Here is a 19,942-nt window from a genome sequence, read left to right as displayed (position 1 = left end):
GGCGCTCTGCTTCAGCGGAAGCCCCCATAAGTTCAACGATTCGGGGGCTACTCTTCGAAAGCGCCCCCGCCAACCCAAATTGATTTTGTGGTAATCAAGGCTATTGATATCTCCAGAACGACGGAAAAAACAGCACGAGAATGGCAAAGAGTTCGAGTCGGCCGAGCAGCATCAGGATGGTCAGCAGGAATTTTCCCTGCTGAGAAAATGCAGAGTAATTGGAAGCTGGCCCCAGAACTCCCAAGCCCGGACCAATGTTATTGATTGTCGAGGCGACCGCACTGGCACAATCGATCAATTTCTCAGCTTTCACGTTGTTGTCGCCATTTTGCCATAAGTCATCGGGCTCGATCGTGTTCAACAACATCCAGCTGAGAACAAACAAAGACAGAATCAGACTGAAATAGACAACAACTTCCTGCCGCAGTCGATTCGGTAGATTTTCATTGCCGAGTCTCAAAGAGCGAATGACATTAGGCCGAAACGATTTTTCAACTTCAGCGTGAATGACTTTTGCGAACAGCAAGAATCGAATGACTTTTATCCCCCCGGCCGTTGAACCTGCACATCCACCTGAAAACATCAGTATCAACAGCATGGCACGTGAAAAATCGCTCCAGTTGCTGAAGTTTTCTGTCCCAAATCCGGTCGTGGTGATAATCGAAATAGTAGTAAAAATGGCATGTCGTATCGCCATTCCAAAACTGTGATAAGTTCCCGAGACCAGTAAATTTACGCAGAGCGCTGCTGAAACGACACCGATTGCCAGCATGTAGGCCCGCCATTCGGGATCGCTGTATAAGACATCTGCCCGTTTATACAGTGGTATTCTGCGTCCTTTATTCGACGAACTGGTCATCATATAAAACAAGGAGAAGTTTGTGCCGGCAATGATCATGAACAGAGCGATTGTCATTTCGATGGTCACCGAATTAAAATGACCAACGCTTTTATTGTAGGTGCTGAATCCCCCAGTTGCCAAAGTGCCGAAGGTGTGGCACAAAGAATCAAAGAATGACATGCCCTCAATCAGAAAGATAAGACTGAGCAGGATTGTGAGGCCAACATAAATTTTCCACATCGCCAGAGCCGCCTCGCGGATGCGTGGTTTGACGGTTTCTGTCAAAGGCCCGGGCACCTCACGTTGCATCAAGGCTTTGCCCCCTCCGCCTAAATGCCCCAGCAAGGCTACAAACAGTACGATGATTCCCATTCCACCCAGCCAGTGGGTGAAACATCGCCAGAACATGATGCACTTGGGAATTTGAGTAGGATCTTCCAATTCGGTCAGAACGGAAGCTCCCGTTGTCGTAAAACCTGACACTGATTCAAAAAAAGCGTCGATGAGCGTCATGGAAATTTCCGGTGTTCTCATCGTACCGGATAGCAAATATGGGAGTGCGCCCAGAAAACCAGCGAGAATCCACCCCAACCCAACAACAGCCAGTGCCTCTTTATGCAGAATCGTGCCCTGCGATTTACGTCCGTAAGCAAATAACAGTCCGCCAATCACGAGGCTGATCAGCATCGAAAGCAGAATTCCGAGACAGCCCCTGGTTTCAAATTCTGTCGCGACTCCACAAATTGGAAACGCCCAGGGTATTGAGAGAACCATCGATCCTCCGACCAGCAGCGACAGCAGCCCTAACAGTCGACACAAAATTCGCCAGTTCATCGTGTATATAAACTTCCAGCCTGAAATTGATGATGGATTCAAGTTTCAGTGTGACGATCTCACGACTGGCTTGCAATTCCAGCCAACGAGTATTACTCACAGACAAAAAAACTCCAGTCAGTTAGAATTCGCAAAAGATTAACAAACCCATGTGAGTGTTACGTTTACTGGAAATTTTACAGTTGTTGCCTAAGATATCAGTATCACTAAGAAATTTAATAATCATAGCGGCCACTGCATTCGGTTTGCTGCGGAGTACAAAATATGCTGGAGCGATTGGAATTATTCCCTCAAGTCATCGAGATCAACCATCAGGCTCGCCGCAGATTTGGTTGCTCAGTGTATCTCGTTTTTCACAAATCCGACTGGCTCCTGATCGATATTGGGTACGAAGACACAGTTGATGAAATTATCGAAATGATTCGCCAGATGGATTTCCCCCTCGGGAACTGCAGATATCTTGTCGCCTCACATGCCGATGTCGATCACATCCAGGGCTTCCATCGCGCCAAGCAGCTGCTGCCCAATGCCCAAGTGGTCGGCCATCCCGAAGCTGCACAACTGCTCAAAGATAACGACAGACTGATGACCTATGCCGAGATCCCTGCACAAAACATCTCCATCGATCTTCCTGAAATCATTATCGAAAAAAAGGTCAAAGAAGGAGATGTGCTGGAAATCGGAGAGTTGAAGCTCGAAGTCTGGCACACGCCCGGTCATACTCACGGACAACTTGCGTTTCGGTTGGGAGATCTTCTGTTTTCAGGTGATAACCTTTTTCGAGATGGATGTGTCGGCAATATCGATGCTCATCACGGTTCCAACATTCCTGACTTTATCCGCTCACTGACACGGATTCGAGACAGTGATGTTGCCTGGCTGCTTCCGAGCCATGGACCGGTCTTTCGAAAAGACAAAGAGATGATCCAGAAAACCATCGATCGATTGACTGGATATCAACACATGGCTGACTTCGGCACCTGTGCGGTCGACTGGCCCCTACTGGATGACTGGGAAGATGAACTTGTTGCGGGAATCGATCCGAAGTCTGTTACCATCTGACCTCTTTCTAACGAAAGCATCGCACGATGGATAACTCTTTTCTAGCGATCGCACTCTTAGCACTCTCAACCGTCTTGATTATCGCAGAGGTGTTTCTTCCCTCGGGAGGAATTCTCGCAATTGGGACGTTTTGCAGTCTATTCACGGCGTTCTATTTTGCGTGGCTTGCCTGGTGGGAAGCCAGCCCGGCTTACTTCTTTGGATTTACAGGGTTTGCCATCGTACTCCTGCCGAGTACGCTCGTGGCCGCCTTTGCAGTGTTGCCATACACTCGATTTGGACGTCGCATTTTATTGGATGGCCCAGCCGAAGCCGATGTCGTTCCGTTTGCAGCCGAAGAAGCTCGTCTTAAAACCTATTTGAATCGACATGCCGTCACCGTGACTCCACTCACTCCCAATGGTTTCATCATGATCGATAACGAGCGTATCAATGCCAGCAGTGAGGGGATGATAGTCGACCCTCACATGACTGTTGAGATTGTGCAGGTGAAAGGGACGCGTGTCATCGTCCGCGAGGTTTCCCCGGAAGACCTCGAAAATCGTAAAACACAAGCAAACCTCAATGATCTCGATCCCGAAAATTCTCTCGACTTCGACCTTCCGGATGCTTAACTTGGAAACAGCTTTCGGTGAATTGCCCTGAGCTACAAATCGATGAATTCCTTTCAGAGTGGTAGGTGAGGCCGAGATTCGGTAGTATCCAAGTGTGACTTTAAGAACAACGATAATCGTAATCCTGCATTCTGCAGGAATGAATATCTTATTAGCTGCCTCTCAGCATTACAGAGTGATCGACATTAAGATTTCAGGATAAGAGGATAAGAACTCATGCTCAACAATTCCCTGATTTTAGCCGCCGGACCATGGGATATGGCCATCTGGTTTGGAATTATCGTACTCGTTCTTGGTGGTCTCATCTTCTTTGCTTTATTTGCACGCTACGTGGGACTCTGGATCCAATGTAAAACGACAGGTGCCGGGATTGGGATTATCAATCTGTTCATCATGTCGATTCGTAAAGTGAATCCTTCCATTATTGCCCGTAGTAAAATTATGGCAGTGCAGGCTGGACTGACCCACGTTTATCCAATCAGCACACGTGACCTTGAAGCTCATTATCTGGCGGGTGGAAATGTCCCCAATGTCATTCGGGCACTGATCGCAGCTCATCGTGCCAGTATCGATTTAGACTGGATCACTGCGGCAGCGATCGATCTGGCTGGGCGAGACATTCTTGAAGCTGTTCGTACCAGTGTTTATCCCAAAGTGATTGACTGTCCCGATCCTAAAAAAGGAGCCGGCACTCTCGATGCCGTCGCTGGCGATGGTATTCAATTGAAAGCCCGCGCCCGTGTCACCGTACGAACAAACATCAAACAGTTGATCGGTGGAGCGACCGAAGAAACGATTATCGCTCGAGTTGGACAGGGGATCGTCCAGGCGATCGGTTCCAATGAATCCTATGCCGATGTTCTGGAAAACCCCGATCGAATTTCTCAGACCGTACTCAATCAAGGTCTTGAAGCTCAGACTGCATTTGAAATTGTTTCGATTGATATTGCCGACATCGATGTTGGAGACAACATTGGTGCCCGTCTCCAGGCGGATCAGGCCGAAGCCGATATGAACGTCGCTCAGGCAAAAGCCGAAGAGCGTCGAGCAGAAGCCAAAGCCCGCGAACAGGAAATGGTCGCCAAAACCCAGGAAAATCGTGCTCAAGTTGTCTTGGCTGAAGCCGAAGTTCCAGCAGCGATTGTGGCCGCATTCAAAAATCGAACTCTCGGCATCATGGACTACTATGAACTCAAAAATGTTCAGGCTGATACACAAATGCGAACTTCCATCGCTGGCAGCAACGGCGATCAGGTCGATGATGGACGCGTCAGCCTGTAATACCATACTGTTTAATACTTACTGAAATCGCATACGCCATTCCAACTCACGGAGAAATCACCGATGGAAGGCATCATCACAATTATCATTCTGGTCATCACCGCAATCGGTTGGATTTCGAATGCGATGAACGAGCAGAAGAATAAACCCAAGCCGGGTCAGAAGCCGCAACAGCGCCCACGTCGGAAATTGCAAAGTGAGATTGAAAACTTCCTCAAAGAAGTTCAACAGCAGCAGGGACCTGAAAAAGCAAAACCACAGCCACATCAGCAACGGCCGGCAGAGCGTCCCCATTTAGTTGAAGAACGACCTCCTGTATTGAGGCAACAGGAAAGTCCTCCAACTCGTCCACAATTTCAGGCGAAAGCTCAGGAAAAACCCCAACGCCGAAAAGAGAAACGCAAGAAGCCAAATGTCAATAAATCGGTTTCTCAACCATTAGCACACTTGAATCCGACTGCTGCATTACCAGACTCATTCAATCGTCATAATGATAAAACAAAGCCACGAGAGTCGGTCTTTGTTGTTCCGAAGGGGGCTGAATACAAGAAGCCTGCCAGTAAAGGAAACTTCTTCGCTTTGCTGCATGTTCCCGGTAATGTGCAAAACGCAATCATTATGAGCGAAATCCTCCAGCCTCCACTGGCGTTGAGGAATCGAAAGTCTTCCCGATAAGATTAATCGAATAACAGGCTCAGTCTGACGAATACTGACGTAATAAATCGATCACACCAGGCACAGCCTGACTTACACAGACTCTTCTAGTTTGCCAGTTTGATATGGATCAAAACTCACTCCCAGCCGAAGACTCTGTGAGTGGATCTGCGCTGTCCAAATCAGGATCGTCCAGTAAATCTCGCAAAAAGCGAGGCATTCTTCGAGTGATGCTGCTCTCGGATGCCTTTGAGGTTCGGGGAGCTTCCACACAAACTCTGGTTCTGGCTGAGCATCTCGTCGATTATGGGATCCGTGCATCGATCCTCACTCCGAGCATCCGTTCGGTTGCCCCGGATAGACGGTCCAAGCTCGATGTTCGTGAATACCCGTATCTGAATTACCCACTAATTAACCGTATTGTTCTCCGACTGATTGTGCAGGATTATGGCGATCAGCCTCCGCATTTGATTCATATCCAGTCCAGGCGCATGCTGAACAACGGAATTCGTCTGGCCAGACAATTCGCCATCCCTTATTTGCTCACGATCCACGATTATTTGAACCGCGGCGAAATGCTGAATTTCGATACCCAGTTTGGGCGGAAAATCATTGCGGTGAGCGAATCAGTCAAATCGGAATTGCTCACTCAGCCCTCCATCAGCAGTGATCAGGTGGTTGTCATCCATAGTGGAGTCGAAATGACTCCGAATGCAATTATGGAACCCATTTTGCCAGAAAATCGTGTCCCAGTAATCGGGACAGCAGGACCTCTCGAACAGATCAAGGGGGTTTCCTATTTTCTTCAGGCGGCTCGGATCGTTCTGTCCCGAATTCCTGAAGTCGAATTCCTGGTCGCCGGGTCAGGCCCCGAAGAAAAGAATTTGCGACAACTTGCTCGTGAACTGGGCATTGATAAACACGTAACCTTCGTCCCAAATCTGTACGGATTCCAAGAAGCTCTCAAGGCGATGGATATTTTTTGCCTCCCCTCCATCAAACAGGGACTCGGCACAATCATGCTTGAAGCAATGGCACTGGGCCGTCCCGTTGTCGCTAGTAATGTTGGAGGAATATTCACCGCGATTAAAGACAATGAAACCGGATTTCTTGTACCACATTCAGATAGTGAATCTCTTGCAGAAAAACTCGTTTACCTGTTGCAAAATTCCGAAGAAGCCAGAAAAATTGGAGAAGCGGGGCGTATTCAAGTCGGAAAAAATTTCCGCATCGATCAATCGGTGGGTCACATTGCCGACTTATACCGCTCGACTCACGCCGATTTCGTCGGTACACTGCCCCCAAAGAAGAAGTGATGAACTTCTTGCCGAATTCGGATGTCAGATTATCTGAAGTGTGCCCAGAATTCACAAACATCAGGCGCCCGTAGCTCAGCCGGATAGAGCAACCGACTTCTAGACCATTTTCGAATGGTCTCTGCAGTCGCATGGACATAAAATGTCCTAAAAACGCTGTGTTTGCTCCTGCTGAACGCTGCAGGTAATTTTTGAAAATGGTCTAGAGCATTCCAAAAATCAATTTTCCGCGTTCTGCCCGAGCAAATGTAGCGATTTTGGGGAAATAATCGTCCATGCGAAGGCACACTGCATTTAGAAATGCCCTAATCCATTATAAGGGCAAAAGAGACAATTGGAATTTTGGACAGAATTAAGTACAGTAAATTCAAGTAAGCCTCGGTAGCTCAATTGGATAGAGCAGCCGCCTTCTAAGCGGCAGGTCACAGGTTCGAATCCTGTCCGAGGTATTTTCTTTCCATGCTTCCCATATCATTCCCCTTTTTCATCGCAACAGTATCGGATTCTGTATCCTGGCAGACGGATACAAAGCAGGTCATGACAAGGGCAAAGCGGACGCAAAAAAGCCAGTTAAGGGCCGCAATCCAACACCTCCACTGGCCAAGGGGGTAGTTCCTGGCAGTACCTACGTCAGTTATTACATCGACGGGTACAAGGAAGGCTATCGAGAAGGAAAGAATTAGGACGAATCATAGTGACATCGTTGATTGAGAGAGAGGTATTGTCGCTATTTTTCTAGCTCGTGGCTGCTTCGAAAGAGGTTTGTTGGTTGATTTTGAGTGCGTGGGGCTCGGAAGTCAGTTCGAAGAAATCACCGAAGGCGCGGAGGATTTCGCCATTGCGAGGGCATCGTCAGTGGGAAGGCAATCGCATATGTTCCTCAACTCGTTTCCTTGGAAAAGGCGATCATAATTGTGATCGTATATAGTGTGCCAGAGAGCAACCAATAGGGGATCGATCCCCCAGGCATTCCACCAGATATAAGCTTCAGTCCTGAGTACCTGCGAATTCAAAACGTCGGCCATGACTGCTCGGTCCGCAAGATGACGCTTCCAAGAAAATTGAACTTGAGTTAATTCGTCGGAGATTCGACTTACAGTTTCTGGTGACTGAGATCATAAAACGGATTTTCGCGAATCGGCTTTAGCAATCATTGCGGATGAAAGTTGTGTTCTCGAAGAAGATGTCCTGCCATGCTTCAGGCACTATCATGGCATCAATACTAAACTCTGCCAATGTGAGGGAACTGACTCCAGCCTTTCGCATGTTAAACAAAGCCAACCAATTCGGTTTACGCAAAATGGCTGGCTGCATGGTTGAATCCAACGTGACCTTTTCCGCGGGTGCACAATTATTGCCTCTGCTCGATTACGCAGATCTCGATGGCGATGTTTTGCTCGCAGAGAACCCCGCTACTGGAGTGGAAAAAAAGCAAGGTGGTTTTTCACCACCAAGCGAATTAAGCTGCGAAACACGTCTCAATCAGCAGAGAATATAACTTATTATCCAGCAGCAAAAGTACACCTTCATTTTTTTACGGAACACCAAAGAATTAATGCATTAGCCAATTTCAAAGCCGGCTCGATAGTCTCGTTTCAACCAGCTGTTGGCGTCTGCATCGTTCACAAATTCTTCCAGTTGAGGATCCCATTTGAGTGGTCGTCCCAACCGCATCGAGATGTTAGCCAGATGGCAAGTGCTCACGCTGCGATGCTGGCTTTCGATATCAGAAATCGGCTTCTTACGGGATTCGACGCAGTCAAAGAAGTTGCCCATGTGATTGACAATCGCGTCAATTTTTCCACTCCGTTGAGGACGGGTCAGATTGTCGTTGTCATAGACTGTGAAAGACTCCCTTGGAAGCGGATTAGTTTTCAATTCATCAACCGGAGCACCATATGCGCCGCCTCGGTTGACAAAAATTCGTCCTTTGTCACCTTCAAAGAGAATTCCATCGCGACCTTCATCGCTGATCACCAGTTTCACTCCATTGGCGTAATCGATATCGGCTGCAAAATCGATGGCAACATTATAGCCATTTTCAATCGTCGGCAGAGTTGCTTTCCCGGCAATATTGACGGGCAAACTGTCGATCGCCCATTGTGCGATATCGATGTGGTGGGCACCCCAGTCGGTCATTTTGCCGCCGGAGTACTCGTACCACCAGCGAAAGGTGTAGTGTGATCTCTGCGGAATGTAGGGAACATCGGGCGTTGGTCCCTGCCATAGATTCCAGTTGAAGTGCTCAGGAACCGGCATTTCCGAGAAGGGGCCACCTGTCGGATTCTTACTCGTTGTGCAGGTGACGGTATTCAATTTGCCAATACGCCCCTGCCGGACCATTTCGACCGCCAGTCGGAAATTGTGATCATGTCGCTGCCAGGTCCCAACCTGAACAACTCGGTCACTGTTGCCAACGACATTGCGAAGGATTTTTCCTTCATCAATTGTCAAAGTGAGCGGCTTCTCGCAATAGACATCTTTCCCTGCCCGGACCGCATCGACCAGCATTTTTGTATGCCAGTGGTCGGGAGTGGCGATCATGACGACATCGACATCTTTTCGAGAGAGCATCTCCTGGTAGTCTTCAAAGATTCGCGGCGTACTCCCAAAGCTGGCACGGGCCTGTTCACGAACATGGCGATCAACATCGGAAATCGCGACAACATCGGCATATTTCCGAGCCTGTTCCGTGATGACTGAACCCTGATAACGCAGTCCGATAGAGCCAATTCCCAGTCGCTCGACTTTGGCACGAGGTTTTTCATCGGCAGTGGCCATCATCGGCCAAGCGGCAGCGGCACCTGCCAGAGCAGCGGATGTCGTAAGGAAATTGCGGCGGGAAAACTGAGGTGTAGTCATCTTTGAGTCCTGTTTGGAAGGAAAGAAGTGGGCGAGGGAATGCAATTCTCCCCAACATCCATAAGGAATAGACTATATAAAACATTCGACAAATGCCAATCTGTCGGTGGATTTTATAGTTGTGGAACCCGATTCGGCCCCGGCTTGGCCGGATTGTTCTTATTAGGGTTTTTACCAGATGTCTCACCTTCATATTCTGGCAAGTCGAGTTTTTCGCAATCCGCCCCAATTCTTTTTCCAGTCGCGTTCCAGGAACTGGCTTTGCAATCTTTGAAGAGTGCAAATGAAGATGGTCGCAGATCTTTACTAACAAGGGAATTCGATTCGAGCATCACCCCTTCTGGTCCGAAAAGCGGATTTTCGACATGCCCACGTCCCCAAAACTCAGACCAGATCTGAGGCAGTGGTTTTTTCATCAACTCCTGTTGAATTGCAGTCGTGTATCCATTGCGGTCTTCCCACCACCAGACACGTTTCGGGAGTTCTGGAAGTGGAAAACTGGCAGAGAGGAGTTGCGTGTTCGGAGAGTCTTTCCCCTCCAGAGAAACAGGCTTCGTGAAGACACAATCTGTAATTTTACCAGAAACCAGTGGCCGACGATGATTTTCTGTCGCAGGAATATTAAAGTGGATGTCCCCCTGACGTGAGGAGCAGGTCGTCTGTGAAAGACTAAAGAACCCGGGTTGATTGTCTTGGACCGTTCCCGAATAATTCAGCATCAAAAGATGATTCTGCGAAACGAGCACCGAGTGATCGACAAACAGCCGAGAGGCACACAGATCAACAGCAATGACATCGCCACCATATTGCAGATAAGTGTTATCAATCAGCAATGTTTTCGCTTCTGCGGTGACATTCCCTTTTCGACGAGTGGCAATGAGTGAGGCGAGTTTGTCATTCTTCGTTGCCGGTGCTGTTACATAACAATTCCGCACGATGACATCAGCATTTTCTGCGATTAGCCAATGACTGGGCATCGGTTGATTGCTCGGAGGATCCACTCGAAAGACTCCGTTTTCAATCACCACGAAGCCACCCTGCACCGTAATCCAGGGAGTTCCATTCACTTTTTCCGGTCGAATCGTTAACGGAAATTTCCCAGCTTCGGATTGGAATTCAATTTTTATCTTTCGATTCAAAAGCTGGATCGGGCTGGATGTCCGAATCCCAAAACCTTTCGCTTCAATGATGACCGGATTGGGCAGGTTTGTCGTTGCCAGATACTTACCCAGGTCAATTTTCGGATCGTTCAAATTGACGCTAACGCGTTTCACAGAATCGTTAAACGGATCCGCTGCAGGTGTCGGAGTGGATTCCAACGCGGCTAACTCCGCACGCCAGGACTTCTTCGGAAGTTCAGGTGCAGGGATATTCGCCAGATCTTTCAGGGTATCTTCACTCGGTCTGACGACAGCCGTCACACCGATTGTCTGTAGATCTCGACCGGACTGAAACGGAAAATCGACCGTAGAATTCTCTGGTAACGATTTCTCATCCCATACACCAAACAAGCCTGAATTGCCCCAGAATTTCTGCCAGTCTTCTTCTGTTGAAACATTGAAAACCGCACGGGTTTTATTCGTCGTGGCAACGAGACGTTTCGTCCAGCCCGAGAAAGTACTCTTTTCACTGATCCAACTCACATGAGAAAGTTGGCCACTGCTTCCTGTCGACAAAACATTCTCGGGCCAGTTAGCAACATTCAGGAAGGGAGCCTCGCCATGACTTGCAGTCGCGACAAAGTGAGCACGATTCATCCGAAACTGAGTCGGCGAAGCACTGACCCGACCGCCAGAATTTGCCATATTTATTGGTGTGCCATGACAGAGGACCAGTACATCGGTCAATGTAACTTCCCGTTCGGTTTTCTCCTTGTCCTCCGAACTGACATTTCCGTTTCGCGATCCACCAAAAGACAGGTTCAAATTCAGGAGGGGATTGCCACCAATCAAAAACAGGCTGTCTTCAACTTGGAGTTCAATCCGATTCGCTGCACACTGAAACGGCTGCCAGGAGGTTCCACGAACGAGATTATTTCTCCATTGTAATTTATGACGTTGACTGGCCGAGGCTGCAAACTGGCACAACTGCACAGAATTCGCGCGGGATTCTTCCATCGTGAATGAACAGTTTCTCACACTCAAATCGGTGTCCAGCATACTGAGCAACTGCAGTTCGGTTTGCCCAGGCAAATCATAACCAAGCAGTCCAAAGTGCAGATTCTCGATCACGACCTGAGCATTTCTCCCCTGCAGCAGTCCGTTCGTCATTGCTCCAGCTGAATTCACGATAATCAATCCGGGAGACTTCTCAGCCGCTCGTAAGATCACATTCCGGTTTTCGATGGAAGCCGGTTGTTCCCAAATAAAACTATTCGTCGTAGCAATTTCAATGACGAGATCTTTTTCGTCTGTTTTACCGAGTGCATCCTGAATACTGTGTGCGGAACTGGCGTTCTCGGAAGTGGAGGCATCGACAATACGCACGACAGGCAACTGTGCAATTTCGTCTTTGGTCAGTTCTTTATCCGCAACGATTGGCTGAGCTTTCGCACCACGCTTTGGAGGAGGATCGTTCGTTTTAGGCGACTTGGAATTCGGATCGTTAGTATTTGGTTGATTTTCCGGGTTAGCTGCATTCCGCTCGGCTTCCGCCAGACGTTCTGCCTGCAACTCCTGCGCGGCTTTTCCTAAATCGACCTGCTCCTCGGATGCGGTATCGACAGCCCCGCCTAACTGCGAAATTCCATATCCGACAAGTCCAAAGATAGCAATCACGCCTATTGCCAGAATCGCATACTTCAGAATATCGAGATTGAAATTAGATGGAGATTTCCCTTCAACATCTTCCAGCTTGCGACGCTCGCGTGGTGGAAGGGCATCCACACTGGAACCTTGCGATTTTGTATTTGTCGGCGCCGGTGCAGCCCCATTTGAGGACTTGCCAGTGCGAGCAGGAATCACGTCCTCTTCGTCATCCATTTCCCGGGCGACTCGCGAAGTCCTTCGACGCGAGGGAGCAGAAGACGCTCCAGTCGAGTCCTCATCATTTTCTTCATCAGCAGCATCCTCTTCACCAGCCAAAGCCGCCAAATCTTCCGAGCGAACTTCCCGCTTCGAGGATTTCACCGCTTCGAGATCTTCCAGCAACTCGGCAACAGTCTGGTAACGGTCGATTGGCTTCTTGGCCATTAACCGCTGCAACACACCCACAATTGCCTCAGGCACCAGTTCGTTTTGAGAGCGAGGATCAGGGATTGGAGCCGTCGCATGGGCGTGCAGTTTATTGGTGACACTCCCTTCCGGGAATGGAGGAGAGCCCGTCAACATGTGATACCAAGTGCAGCCGAGCGAATACAGGTCGCTGCGGATGTCAGCAGCTTTACTGCTGCGAGCCTGTTCGGGGGACATATAGTCGACAGTCCCAACCGTTGTGCCTGCTCGTGTGATGGATGTCTCTTCGGTGTCATCCATTACCCGGGCTAAACCGAGATCCGTCAATTTGACAAGTCCGGTCTGCGTAATCAGCAAGTTGGAAGGCTTGATGTCGCGATGAACAATCGAGGCTTCAGAGGCATGTTCCAAGGCCAGTGCGACCTGTTTGATAATTTCGGTCGCTCGACGAACGGGAAGCCGAGTTCGTTTTTTGATCAGACGTTGAACATCAGTTCCTTCAACGTATTCCATCGCAATATAGTGGAGACCATCGGCTTCACCCGATTCAAAAACTCGCACAATATTATCATGGGTCAGTTGTGCCGCTGCCTGGGCCTCAGCTTTGAAACGTTTCACAAGTGTCGGATTTTCGGCTTTTTCCAGCGGAAGAACTTTGACGGCTACCATTCGCTTCAAGTTCGTATCCAACGCCAGATAAACCGCTCCCATTCCACCCGAGCCGAGCTTCTTCTGAATTTCGTAGCGACCGAGAGTTTTTAGCGCAATCACATCGTCACCACTACCTCGTTGAGTAGTTTGAGCAGATGCAGAATCGCGCTTCTTTTTCGTCGCCATGGGAAATCCATCAGCCCGGTGAGAAGTATTCAATTAATCAATCGACGTTACGAACCGATGTCGCAAACGATATCCGCCGATCATTCACAGTGGAAATGCTAAGACATGGTGACATTTTTCCCACAAATATGCAATCAGATTTCCAGTGAGATTCCCATGAACCCCGGGAACACTTCAGACAGGGCAACCGTAACAACTCTAACGATTATTCGTAAAAGAGGACTTTTGGTGGCACCTCCCAGAACGAAGTGATGGGCGTGGTTATCCCATCCAGGCACTGAGTAGGTGTGACTGAGTTCGAAGCGCAGCGAAGCCCCCAGATTGTCAGTTACTCGTATTTTGGCACATTCGGCTCGGGAATTTCCTTCACCAGTCGAGTCACAAGGTCATCCGTCGAATACCCCTCGGCCTGCGCCTGGAAATTCGCTGAGATTCGATGTCGCAGTACAGGAATAGCAACTTTGCGAATATCAGCCGGGCTGATGGCTGGTCGACCATCCATCGCCGCCATTGCCTTGGCTCCCATAATCAAATACTGCCCCGCACGTGGCCCGGCTCCCCAGTCAATCAGATCTTTCACAAATGCAGGGGCTGAACCATCCCCGGGCCGCGTCGCACGTACGATGCGTGTCACATAACTGATCATCAGTGGACTAGCCTCAATCGCATTGATCTGCTTCTGAAGATACAAAATCGACTTGGCAGACAAAATCTTGCGAACTTCCGCCCGTTCGCCACCAGTTGTCGCTTCCAGAATCCGCTCTTCTTCATCCTGAGACGGGTAATCGACCTTCACATTGAACATAAACCGGTCCAGCTGCGCTTCCGGCAGCGGATAAGTACCTTCCTGCTCAATCGGGTTTTGTGTCGCAATCACGAAAAAGGGATCAGGCAGGTCATAAGTCATCTGCCCGTTTGTCACTTCATGTTCCTGCATCGCCTGCAGCAAAGCCGCCTGAGTTTTCGGCGGTGTTCGGTTGATTTCATCTGCCAGCAGAATATTCGTGAAAACTGGTCCCTGCACAAAGCGAAACTCACGACGCCCCGCTTCCGACTCCTCCAGAACATTTGTGCCTGTAATATCTGATGGCATCAAATCTGGCGTGAACTGCACGCGTTTGAATTCGACATCCAGAATCTTGGCGATCGTACTGACGACCAGCGTTTTCGCCAGCCCCGGCACCCCAACCAGCAGGCAATGTCCGCCTGTAAAAATAGCAGCCATGATCTGCTCGATCACATCGTCCTGCCCGATGATCACCTTATGAAGTTCCTCCATCATCAATTGACGATGTTTGTGAAACTTTTCCAGAAAGTCGTCGAAGTCTCGTTTTTCGGCCATGATCTCTCAAGAAGTTAGGTCTGGATACTATATATGTACGGATACTGTGCAGGTCAGGCTTTGCCTGACAAAATCGACTGAATCATTTCAAACAGTGTAGTCATTTCACCCCCGAGAATCAGCCTCAAGAGAGAGAATCTCGGGGAGAGATTGCTTCCACATAGAGAGAACTCAGAAATTGGGCTCCACTCAAAACCAGACTCTGCCTACAATTTTGTTGTCAATTCAAGAAATACAAGCACGAAGCGCAAGCGAGTGTGTTTGATCCAGGTGAATTGACACACTCGCTTGCGCTTCGTGCTTGTAAAGTGGGAGCACAGACCATCCCGTCTGTGAAATATTGGAAAGGGAGAGCCATGAGAGTTTTGGGTGCCTGTTTAGTCTCAGCCATTGTCGGAGGCATTGTCGCGGGAACGGTTGTCCGCATCAGCGAACCGACGACACTCGTTGCCCAGCAGGCCTCACCGCCACGCGGCCCCGGCTTTCCGCTCGTTCCCATCTTCCCGCCCAAAAAAGATGGCTCCAAAGAAACGCCACCACCAGCTAAAGCTCCGGCTCCTGCACCGGGAAAACCACAACCGTTTCAGTGGACGAATCCAAATCCTAATCAGCCACTTCCTCAAAATACATTCACTCTGCACGATGAATGGGACGATACCGAAGAATTAACCGTCGAAGAGCAGGTCAGTGTTCGCGTTTATGAGGACACCAATCGCAGCGTCGTCAACATCACGACCCGCACCCTACGAACCGATAACTTTTTTCTGCAAGCCGTGCCCGAAGAAGGGACCGGCTCCGGCATGGTCATCGACAAATCGGGACACATCCTCACCAACTTCCATGTCATTGAAGATGTCCGCGAAGTGGCTGTCACATTATTCAATGGCGAATCGTATGATGCCACTTACGTCGGTTCCGATCCCGTCAACGATCTCGCAGTGATCCGCATTGAAGCTCCGCCCGAAGAACTGAATCCCGTGCGGATGGGCAATTCCTCGAAACTGAAAGTCGGTATGAACGTCTACGCCATCGGCAATCCCTTCGGCCTCGAACGCACACTCACAACCGGCATCATTTCCTCGCTCAATCGCTCGCTGAAAATTAATGGGGACCGCACCATCAAGTCGATCATTCAAATTGATGCAGCCGTCAATCCGGGCAACTCGGGTGGACCTCTGCTCGACTCCCACGGCCGCATGATCGGCATCAACACCGCGATTTATTCCAAGACCGGCCAAAGCTCCGGCGTCGGTTTTGCAATTCCTGTCAATCTCGCCAAACGGGTCATTCCCCAACTGATCCGCCACGGCCACGTCATCCGTCCGGAAATCGGCATCTCCCGTGTGTATGAAACGGAAGAAGGATTGCTCGTTGCCAAACTGATCCCCGGCGGCCCGGCTGAACTGGCCGGCATCCGCGGTCCCCAAACAAAACGCGAACGCCGCGGCCCCTTCGTCGTCGAACGCATCGACCGTACCGCAGCCGACACAATTATCAAAGTCGACAACGAAAAAGTCGCCACCGTCGACGACTTCCTCGGCAACATCGAATCCCGCAACCCAGGTGATACGGTAACATTGACGATTCTGAGAGAGGGTCAGGAAATCACTGTGCCATTGCGATTGGGTGGAGAAGTGCCGCCAGTGCGATGATTTGCGGCAAATATAATAATTTGAATTAGAGAGAGGTGTATTTCCAAAGTTCACCTCTCTCTGAGTATCCTGATATAACTTTCGACGCAGAAGAACGACTACTCATATACTTCCGGATAGTCACAATTTTACCAGTCAAATCACAGATTTTTGCAATTTTCCAATCTAAAAGTCTCTCTCTTTCTTTTTCAACGAAACCTCGGATGCTTGGTGCGACGTAACGAGAAAAAACAGCACCTGGCAATACCACTACTTTACCTCTTTCAAATATTCCCCAAGCAGATGCTTCCTTTCCCTTACAATCTATGTGGTAATGTCGCAGTTCAAATATTTGTTTGAGTTCTTCGAACATTTCATGCTTGATTATCACTTCTTTAGGCATTCCATTTATATCAAATCTTGCTACTGATCTTAATTTTTTAAATAGAGATTGATGACCAACCTTTTCTAGCTTCTCTAAAATATTACCATGATCCCCAGCCAGGGCAATCGCATGAGATTATGCCTGATTTCCTGTTAAATATCGCAATAAATTCTCTGAATTCCAGCTCGCGGTGAGTCGTTTCGAGCGGATGCTCATTTTTTCGTCGGTGTATCTCTTCAAAATTGTCAGTGCTAATCGGCGGAAGATCGCTGCGTTCGCAGCACCCTCGCCTTTACGGATTCGGCTTGTATCTTCTGCAAAAGTGACGTCCAATGACCAATGCATCTGGTTCTCAATCTTCCAGTGGTCCCGAACGTGCTTAGCCAGGGTTCGCACTTTGGGCGGCAGGCTGGAGATGAAGTAGATCAACTCCTGCGACGTCTTCCCGTTGACCGTTCGTTCGCGGTACACCATCCCAATTGATTTCACATCGACCCACCCGAGTTGTTTCACTTCGGCAGGGGCAGGAAAGACAGTATAGCGTCGATATTCGTCCCGACCTCCGTTTGATTCCCGTGTCGTATGACGCCGAACTTTGGGATGCTGAAAGTCGTTCTCAGAAAGCTCCTCAAACTTCTGATTGATGATCTCATACAACTTCGGTTGATTCCCCTTGACGGTCATCACGTAGTCCGCGTTTTTGCCACGCAACTGCCGGGCTACCGACTTGTTTGTATGAGCCGCATCGACAGTCACAACGGCTCCCGATAGCTCCAGTAGTTCAATCAACTTCGGCATCGCAGTCTTCTCGTTCGTGCCTTCCTCGACCGGTAACTGTCCCAGGCACAAATGCAAATCACCCGCCCAGGCCGTCACAACATTTAAAGCTCCCTTGCCAGCAGCTTTGTCGAAACTCCGCCTGAGAACTTTACCATCCAGATGCACGCCCTGGCTGGCGAGATCACTTTGCAGGGAATCCACCCACTTGATCAAGCATTCCGAGAATGCGACCGGATCGAGTCGTGAAAAGACTCGACTGAACGTATCATGTGAGGGAACTCCGTTTTTGAGCGAAACATATTTCTTGAGGAATTTGAGATGATTGCGTGCATAGATTTCAATCTCCGTCCAATGATCGCAATTGGCAACCGCCCCGCAGAGAGCCAGGAAAATCATATCGCTGAGCGAATGGGTAACTTTGTAGTCCTCTCGTGGATCAGCCAGGTCTTCAAAGAAAAGTAAAAATGACAACGGATTGGAAAACATTGCAAATACCTCGGTCGAAGTTGCAAAAGTCCCTGCGCATAACGAGACCCTCGTGGCCTCAAACACTGAAACTGGTAAGATGCATTTCCAGTGCCATTCTCATGCGATTGCCCTGGATCCCCAGCTGAAATGATTTCACCGTAGTGCCGTTTCTTACTATCGAAGCAACTAATCGATGGGAATGGGAATTTTGGGTGCATGCTTAACTCCTAGGGTAAAGACTGAATGAAAGTCGAGGCCCCAACAGCCTCAACTTTGTTACACTAAAAATACACTAAACAATACACATACTCAATAAGTAAAATGTATTTACATCGGATTACATTGGAAATCGTCAGTTTACATATGTTTACTATTAATGAGGAATAACTGTGTATTCATGGCGCTATAATATTTTTCCCAACTTTTGATTGCACAATCGGAAACCACCCGATAGTGTAATATAAATGTAGCAATAATCTACAAAGTGTAATACCGTAATCAGAACTCATTATAAGTGTACTTATGAATACATTCAATAAGGCTGCGGAAATTCGTAAAATATTGGAGGATGAAGGAATCGATCAATCTTCAAAACAAATAATAGACAAGGTTAGAAATAAAGGCATAGAAGTAACTCCACAACAAGTCAGCAATGAAAAGCGTAAAATGCGACTTAATATGCCTGTTGATGACCTTCCTATCTCTGTAATTAAGAAGGTTCAAGTTCTCGTCAGGGAACTAGGCTCTATAGTAATCGTAAGAAGAGCACTTGATGAGCTTGAAGAACTAATGGAAAATTCTGAGTGACGTCGGGAGCAGCGGGTAGCCCGGTTGATGCAAAGCAGCTACCGGGGTGACGAAGTCACAAAAGGTCAGCAGTCATTGAGTTATTCTGAGATTTAACCAAAAATCCTGTTAATCAGAATGTTTCATCCTGATGGTGCAGTGGTAAGAAGTCTGCATGTAAACTGCCCTGTGGATATTGTCTTTTCAGACCGATAATTTTCCTGTCGCCCAAAGAAGAAATTCTTCATGAAATCACTTCTCCCACTTTCGGCTATCCTCGTAGCTGCAGGCTGTTTTAGTCAGGCTAAACCGGCGAGGACTGATGCACCGAATACAGCCATCCCCACGACTGCAGTTTCCTATCAAGTCCTGACAGATGCTCCGGTGGAAATACTGGATGAACTGGCATCCAAATATACAGGGGATCTTGAGCAATGGCGTGGCGAATGGATCCAAAGCAACTCTACGACAATGCTGGATGGACAAAGCACGATCAGACTTCTTGAAATTGCCTGCTATGCGGATGTCATGTGTCACCCCATTGAATACCCGCTACGTGTTGTGACTCACGACTTTATCCGAGAGCATATGGAACTGCCCGAAGTCCGAAGCTCACTCGAATGGATCCGTTCGTCATATAACAGCGGTTTACCTTTCAAAAAGCCCGGAGACGCGATTGGCAATTTCGACGGCATGCTGGTCGAATCCATGAATTCACGAATGAGGGAGTACGCCAACCAACTCCTGAAATCTTCCGATTCGATATCTGTGAAGTAAAGTTCAATTTTGAGTAGGTCAGCGGGCAGCCCCGCAGGGTGGCCCGGCCGACTTTGTCGGCTGGGTGCTGAAAGCACAAGATGCTACATCGTTCGCGTGCTAAGTTTATTGAACTGCGTATTCATATTACGTAACAAGTCTGGATAGCATTATTCCGTATTATTCACGCAGTATCCAATGGCTGTAGCGGTTAGCCTCGGTTGATAATAATACAGGTAGCCCACACGGCAAAGTCGGTCGTGCAGTCCTGCTCAGGGCAATCGCATGAGAATGGCACTGGAAATGCATTTTACCAGTCT

The 19,942-nt window shown here is 48.7% G+C and carries 15 protein-coding genes and 1 tRNA gene; 10 read left to right on the top strand and 6 right to left on the bottom strand.

From position 1 onward, the window contains the following. Positions 1-100: 100 nt before the first annotated feature. A complete protein-coding gene (locus Pan54_RS02515) occupies positions 101-1,675 on the bottom strand; it encodes a TrkH family potassium uptake protein (RefSeq protein ID WP_146501999.1) in 1,575 nt (524 codons plus the stop codon). 264 nt (positions 1,676-1,939) lie between these two features. On the opposite strand from Pan54_RS02515, the gene Pan54_RS02510 reads away from it, so the two are divergent. The 7 genes from Pan54_RS02510 to Pan54_RS02480 all read left to right on the top strand — a co-directional run bounded on the left by Pan54_RS02510 (position 1,940) and on the right by Pan54_RS02480 (position 8,100). Continuing rightward, on the top strand, positions 1,940-2,737 hold the full coding sequence (locus Pan54_RS02510) for an MBL fold metallo-hydrolase (RefSeq protein WP_146501998.1): 798 nt from the start codon (positions 1,940-1,942) through the stop codon (positions 2,735-2,737). A gap of 26 nt (positions 2,738-2,763) precedes the next feature. Then, a complete protein-coding gene (locus Pan54_RS02505) occupies positions 2,764-3,351 on the top strand; it encodes an NfeD family protein (protein ID WP_146501997.1) in 588 nt (195 codons plus the stop codon). Between the two features lie 216 nt (positions 3,352-3,567). Further along, positions 3,568-4,632: a flotillin-like protein FloA gene (gene floA / locus Pan54_RS02500; RefSeq protein WP_146501996.1), complete on the top strand. Its 1,065-nt coding sequence runs from the start codon at positions 3,568-3,570 to the stop codon at positions 4,630-4,632. A 63-nt stretch (positions 4,633-4,695) separates the two neighbouring features. Continuing rightward, positions 4,696-5,307 carry a hypothetical protein gene (locus tag Pan54_RS02495; protein WP_146501995.1) on the top strand — a complete coding sequence of 204 codons (612 nt, stop codon included), beginning with the start codon at positions 4,696-4,698 and terminating at the stop codon, positions 5,305-5,307. Positions 5,308-5,444: 137 nt separating this feature from the next. After that, a complete protein-coding gene (locus Pan54_RS02490; RefSeq protein WP_242631200.1) occupies positions 5,445-6,602 on the top strand; it encodes a glycosyltransferase family 4 protein in 1,158 nt (385 codons plus the stop codon). A 375-nt stretch (positions 6,603-6,977) separates the two neighbouring features. Beyond that, positions 6,978-7,051 (top strand) — tRNA-Arg (locus Pan54_RS02485). A 761-nt stretch (positions 7,052-7,812) separates the two neighbouring features. Then, complete coding sequence (locus Pan54_RS02480) at positions 7,813-8,100, top strand: hypothetical protein (RefSeq protein WP_146501993.1); 288 nt, start codon at positions 7,813-7,815, stop codon at positions 8,098-8,100. A 62-nt stretch (positions 8,101-8,162) separates the two neighbouring features. Here Pan54_RS02480 and Pan54_RS02475 read toward each other — a convergent pair whose 3' ends face one another. The 3 genes from Pan54_RS02475 to Pan54_RS02465 form a co-directional block, all read right to left on the bottom strand. Next, a complete protein-coding gene (locus Pan54_RS02475; protein ID WP_146501992.1) occupies positions 8,163-9,464 on the bottom strand; it encodes a Gfo/Idh/MocA family protein in 1,302 nt (433 codons plus the stop codon). Between the two features lie 113 nt (positions 9,465-9,577). Further along, positions 9,578-13,474: a serine/threonine protein kinase gene (locus Pan54_RS02470; protein ID WP_146501991.1), complete on the bottom strand. Its 3,897-nt coding sequence runs from the start codon at positions 13,472-13,474 to the stop codon at positions 9,578-9,580. Between the two features lie 328 nt (positions 13,475-13,802). Continuing rightward, positions 13,803-14,816, bottom strand: coding sequence for an AAA family ATPase (locus Pan54_RS02465; RefSeq protein ID WP_146501990.1), 1,014 nt, complete (start codon positions 14,814-14,816; stop codon positions 13,803-13,805). A 356-nt stretch (positions 14,817-15,172) separates the two neighbouring features. Here Pan54_RS02465 and Pan54_RS02460 point away from each other — a divergent pair, with 356 nt between their 5' ends. Further along, positions 15,173-16,468, top strand: coding sequence for a S1C family serine protease (locus Pan54_RS02460; RefSeq protein WP_146501989.1), 1,296 nt, complete (start codon positions 15,173-15,175; stop codon positions 16,466-16,468). 25 nt (positions 16,469-16,493) lie between these two features. Here Pan54_RS02460 and Pan54_RS02455 read toward each other — a convergent pair whose 3' ends face one another. Both Pan54_RS02455 and Pan54_RS02450 read right to left on the bottom strand, forming a co-directional pair. Continuing rightward, the gene (locus Pan54_RS02455; protein WP_146501988.1) at positions 16,494-16,850 is read right to left on the bottom strand and encodes a hypothetical protein; all 357 of its coding nucleotides are present in this window, start codon (positions 16,848-16,850) and stop codon (positions 16,494-16,496) included. Between the two features lie 117 nt (positions 16,851-16,967). Beyond that, positions 16,968-18,098: an ISAs1 family transposase gene (locus Pan54_RS02450; RefSeq protein WP_146501987.1), complete on the bottom strand. Its 1,131-nt coding sequence runs from the start codon at positions 18,096-18,098 to the stop codon at positions 16,968-16,970. Between the two features lie 504 nt (positions 18,099-18,602). Here Pan54_RS02450 and Pan54_RS02445 point away from each other — a divergent pair. Both Pan54_RS02445 and Pan54_RS02440 read left to right on the top strand, forming a co-directional pair. After that, on the top strand, positions 18,603-18,887 hold the full coding sequence (locus tag Pan54_RS02445; RefSeq protein ID WP_146501986.1) for a hypothetical protein: 285 nt from the start codon (positions 18,603-18,605) through the stop codon (positions 18,885-18,887). Between the two features lie 225 nt (positions 18,888-19,112). Further along, on the top strand, positions 19,113-19,643 hold the full coding sequence (locus tag Pan54_RS02440; RefSeq protein ID WP_146501985.1) for a hypothetical protein: 531 nt from the start codon (positions 19,113-19,115) through the stop codon (positions 19,641-19,643). Positions 19,644-19,942 lie beyond the last annotated feature (299 nt).

Origin of the sequence: Rubinisphaera italica, from assembly GCF_007859715.1 — a bacterium.
In the GTDB taxonomy this organism is placed as follows: domain Bacteria; phylum Planctomycetota; class Planctomycetia; order Planctomycetales; family Planctomycetaceae; genus Rubinisphaera; species Rubinisphaera italica.
This window is presented reverse-complemented; position numbering and strand designations above follow the sequence as displayed.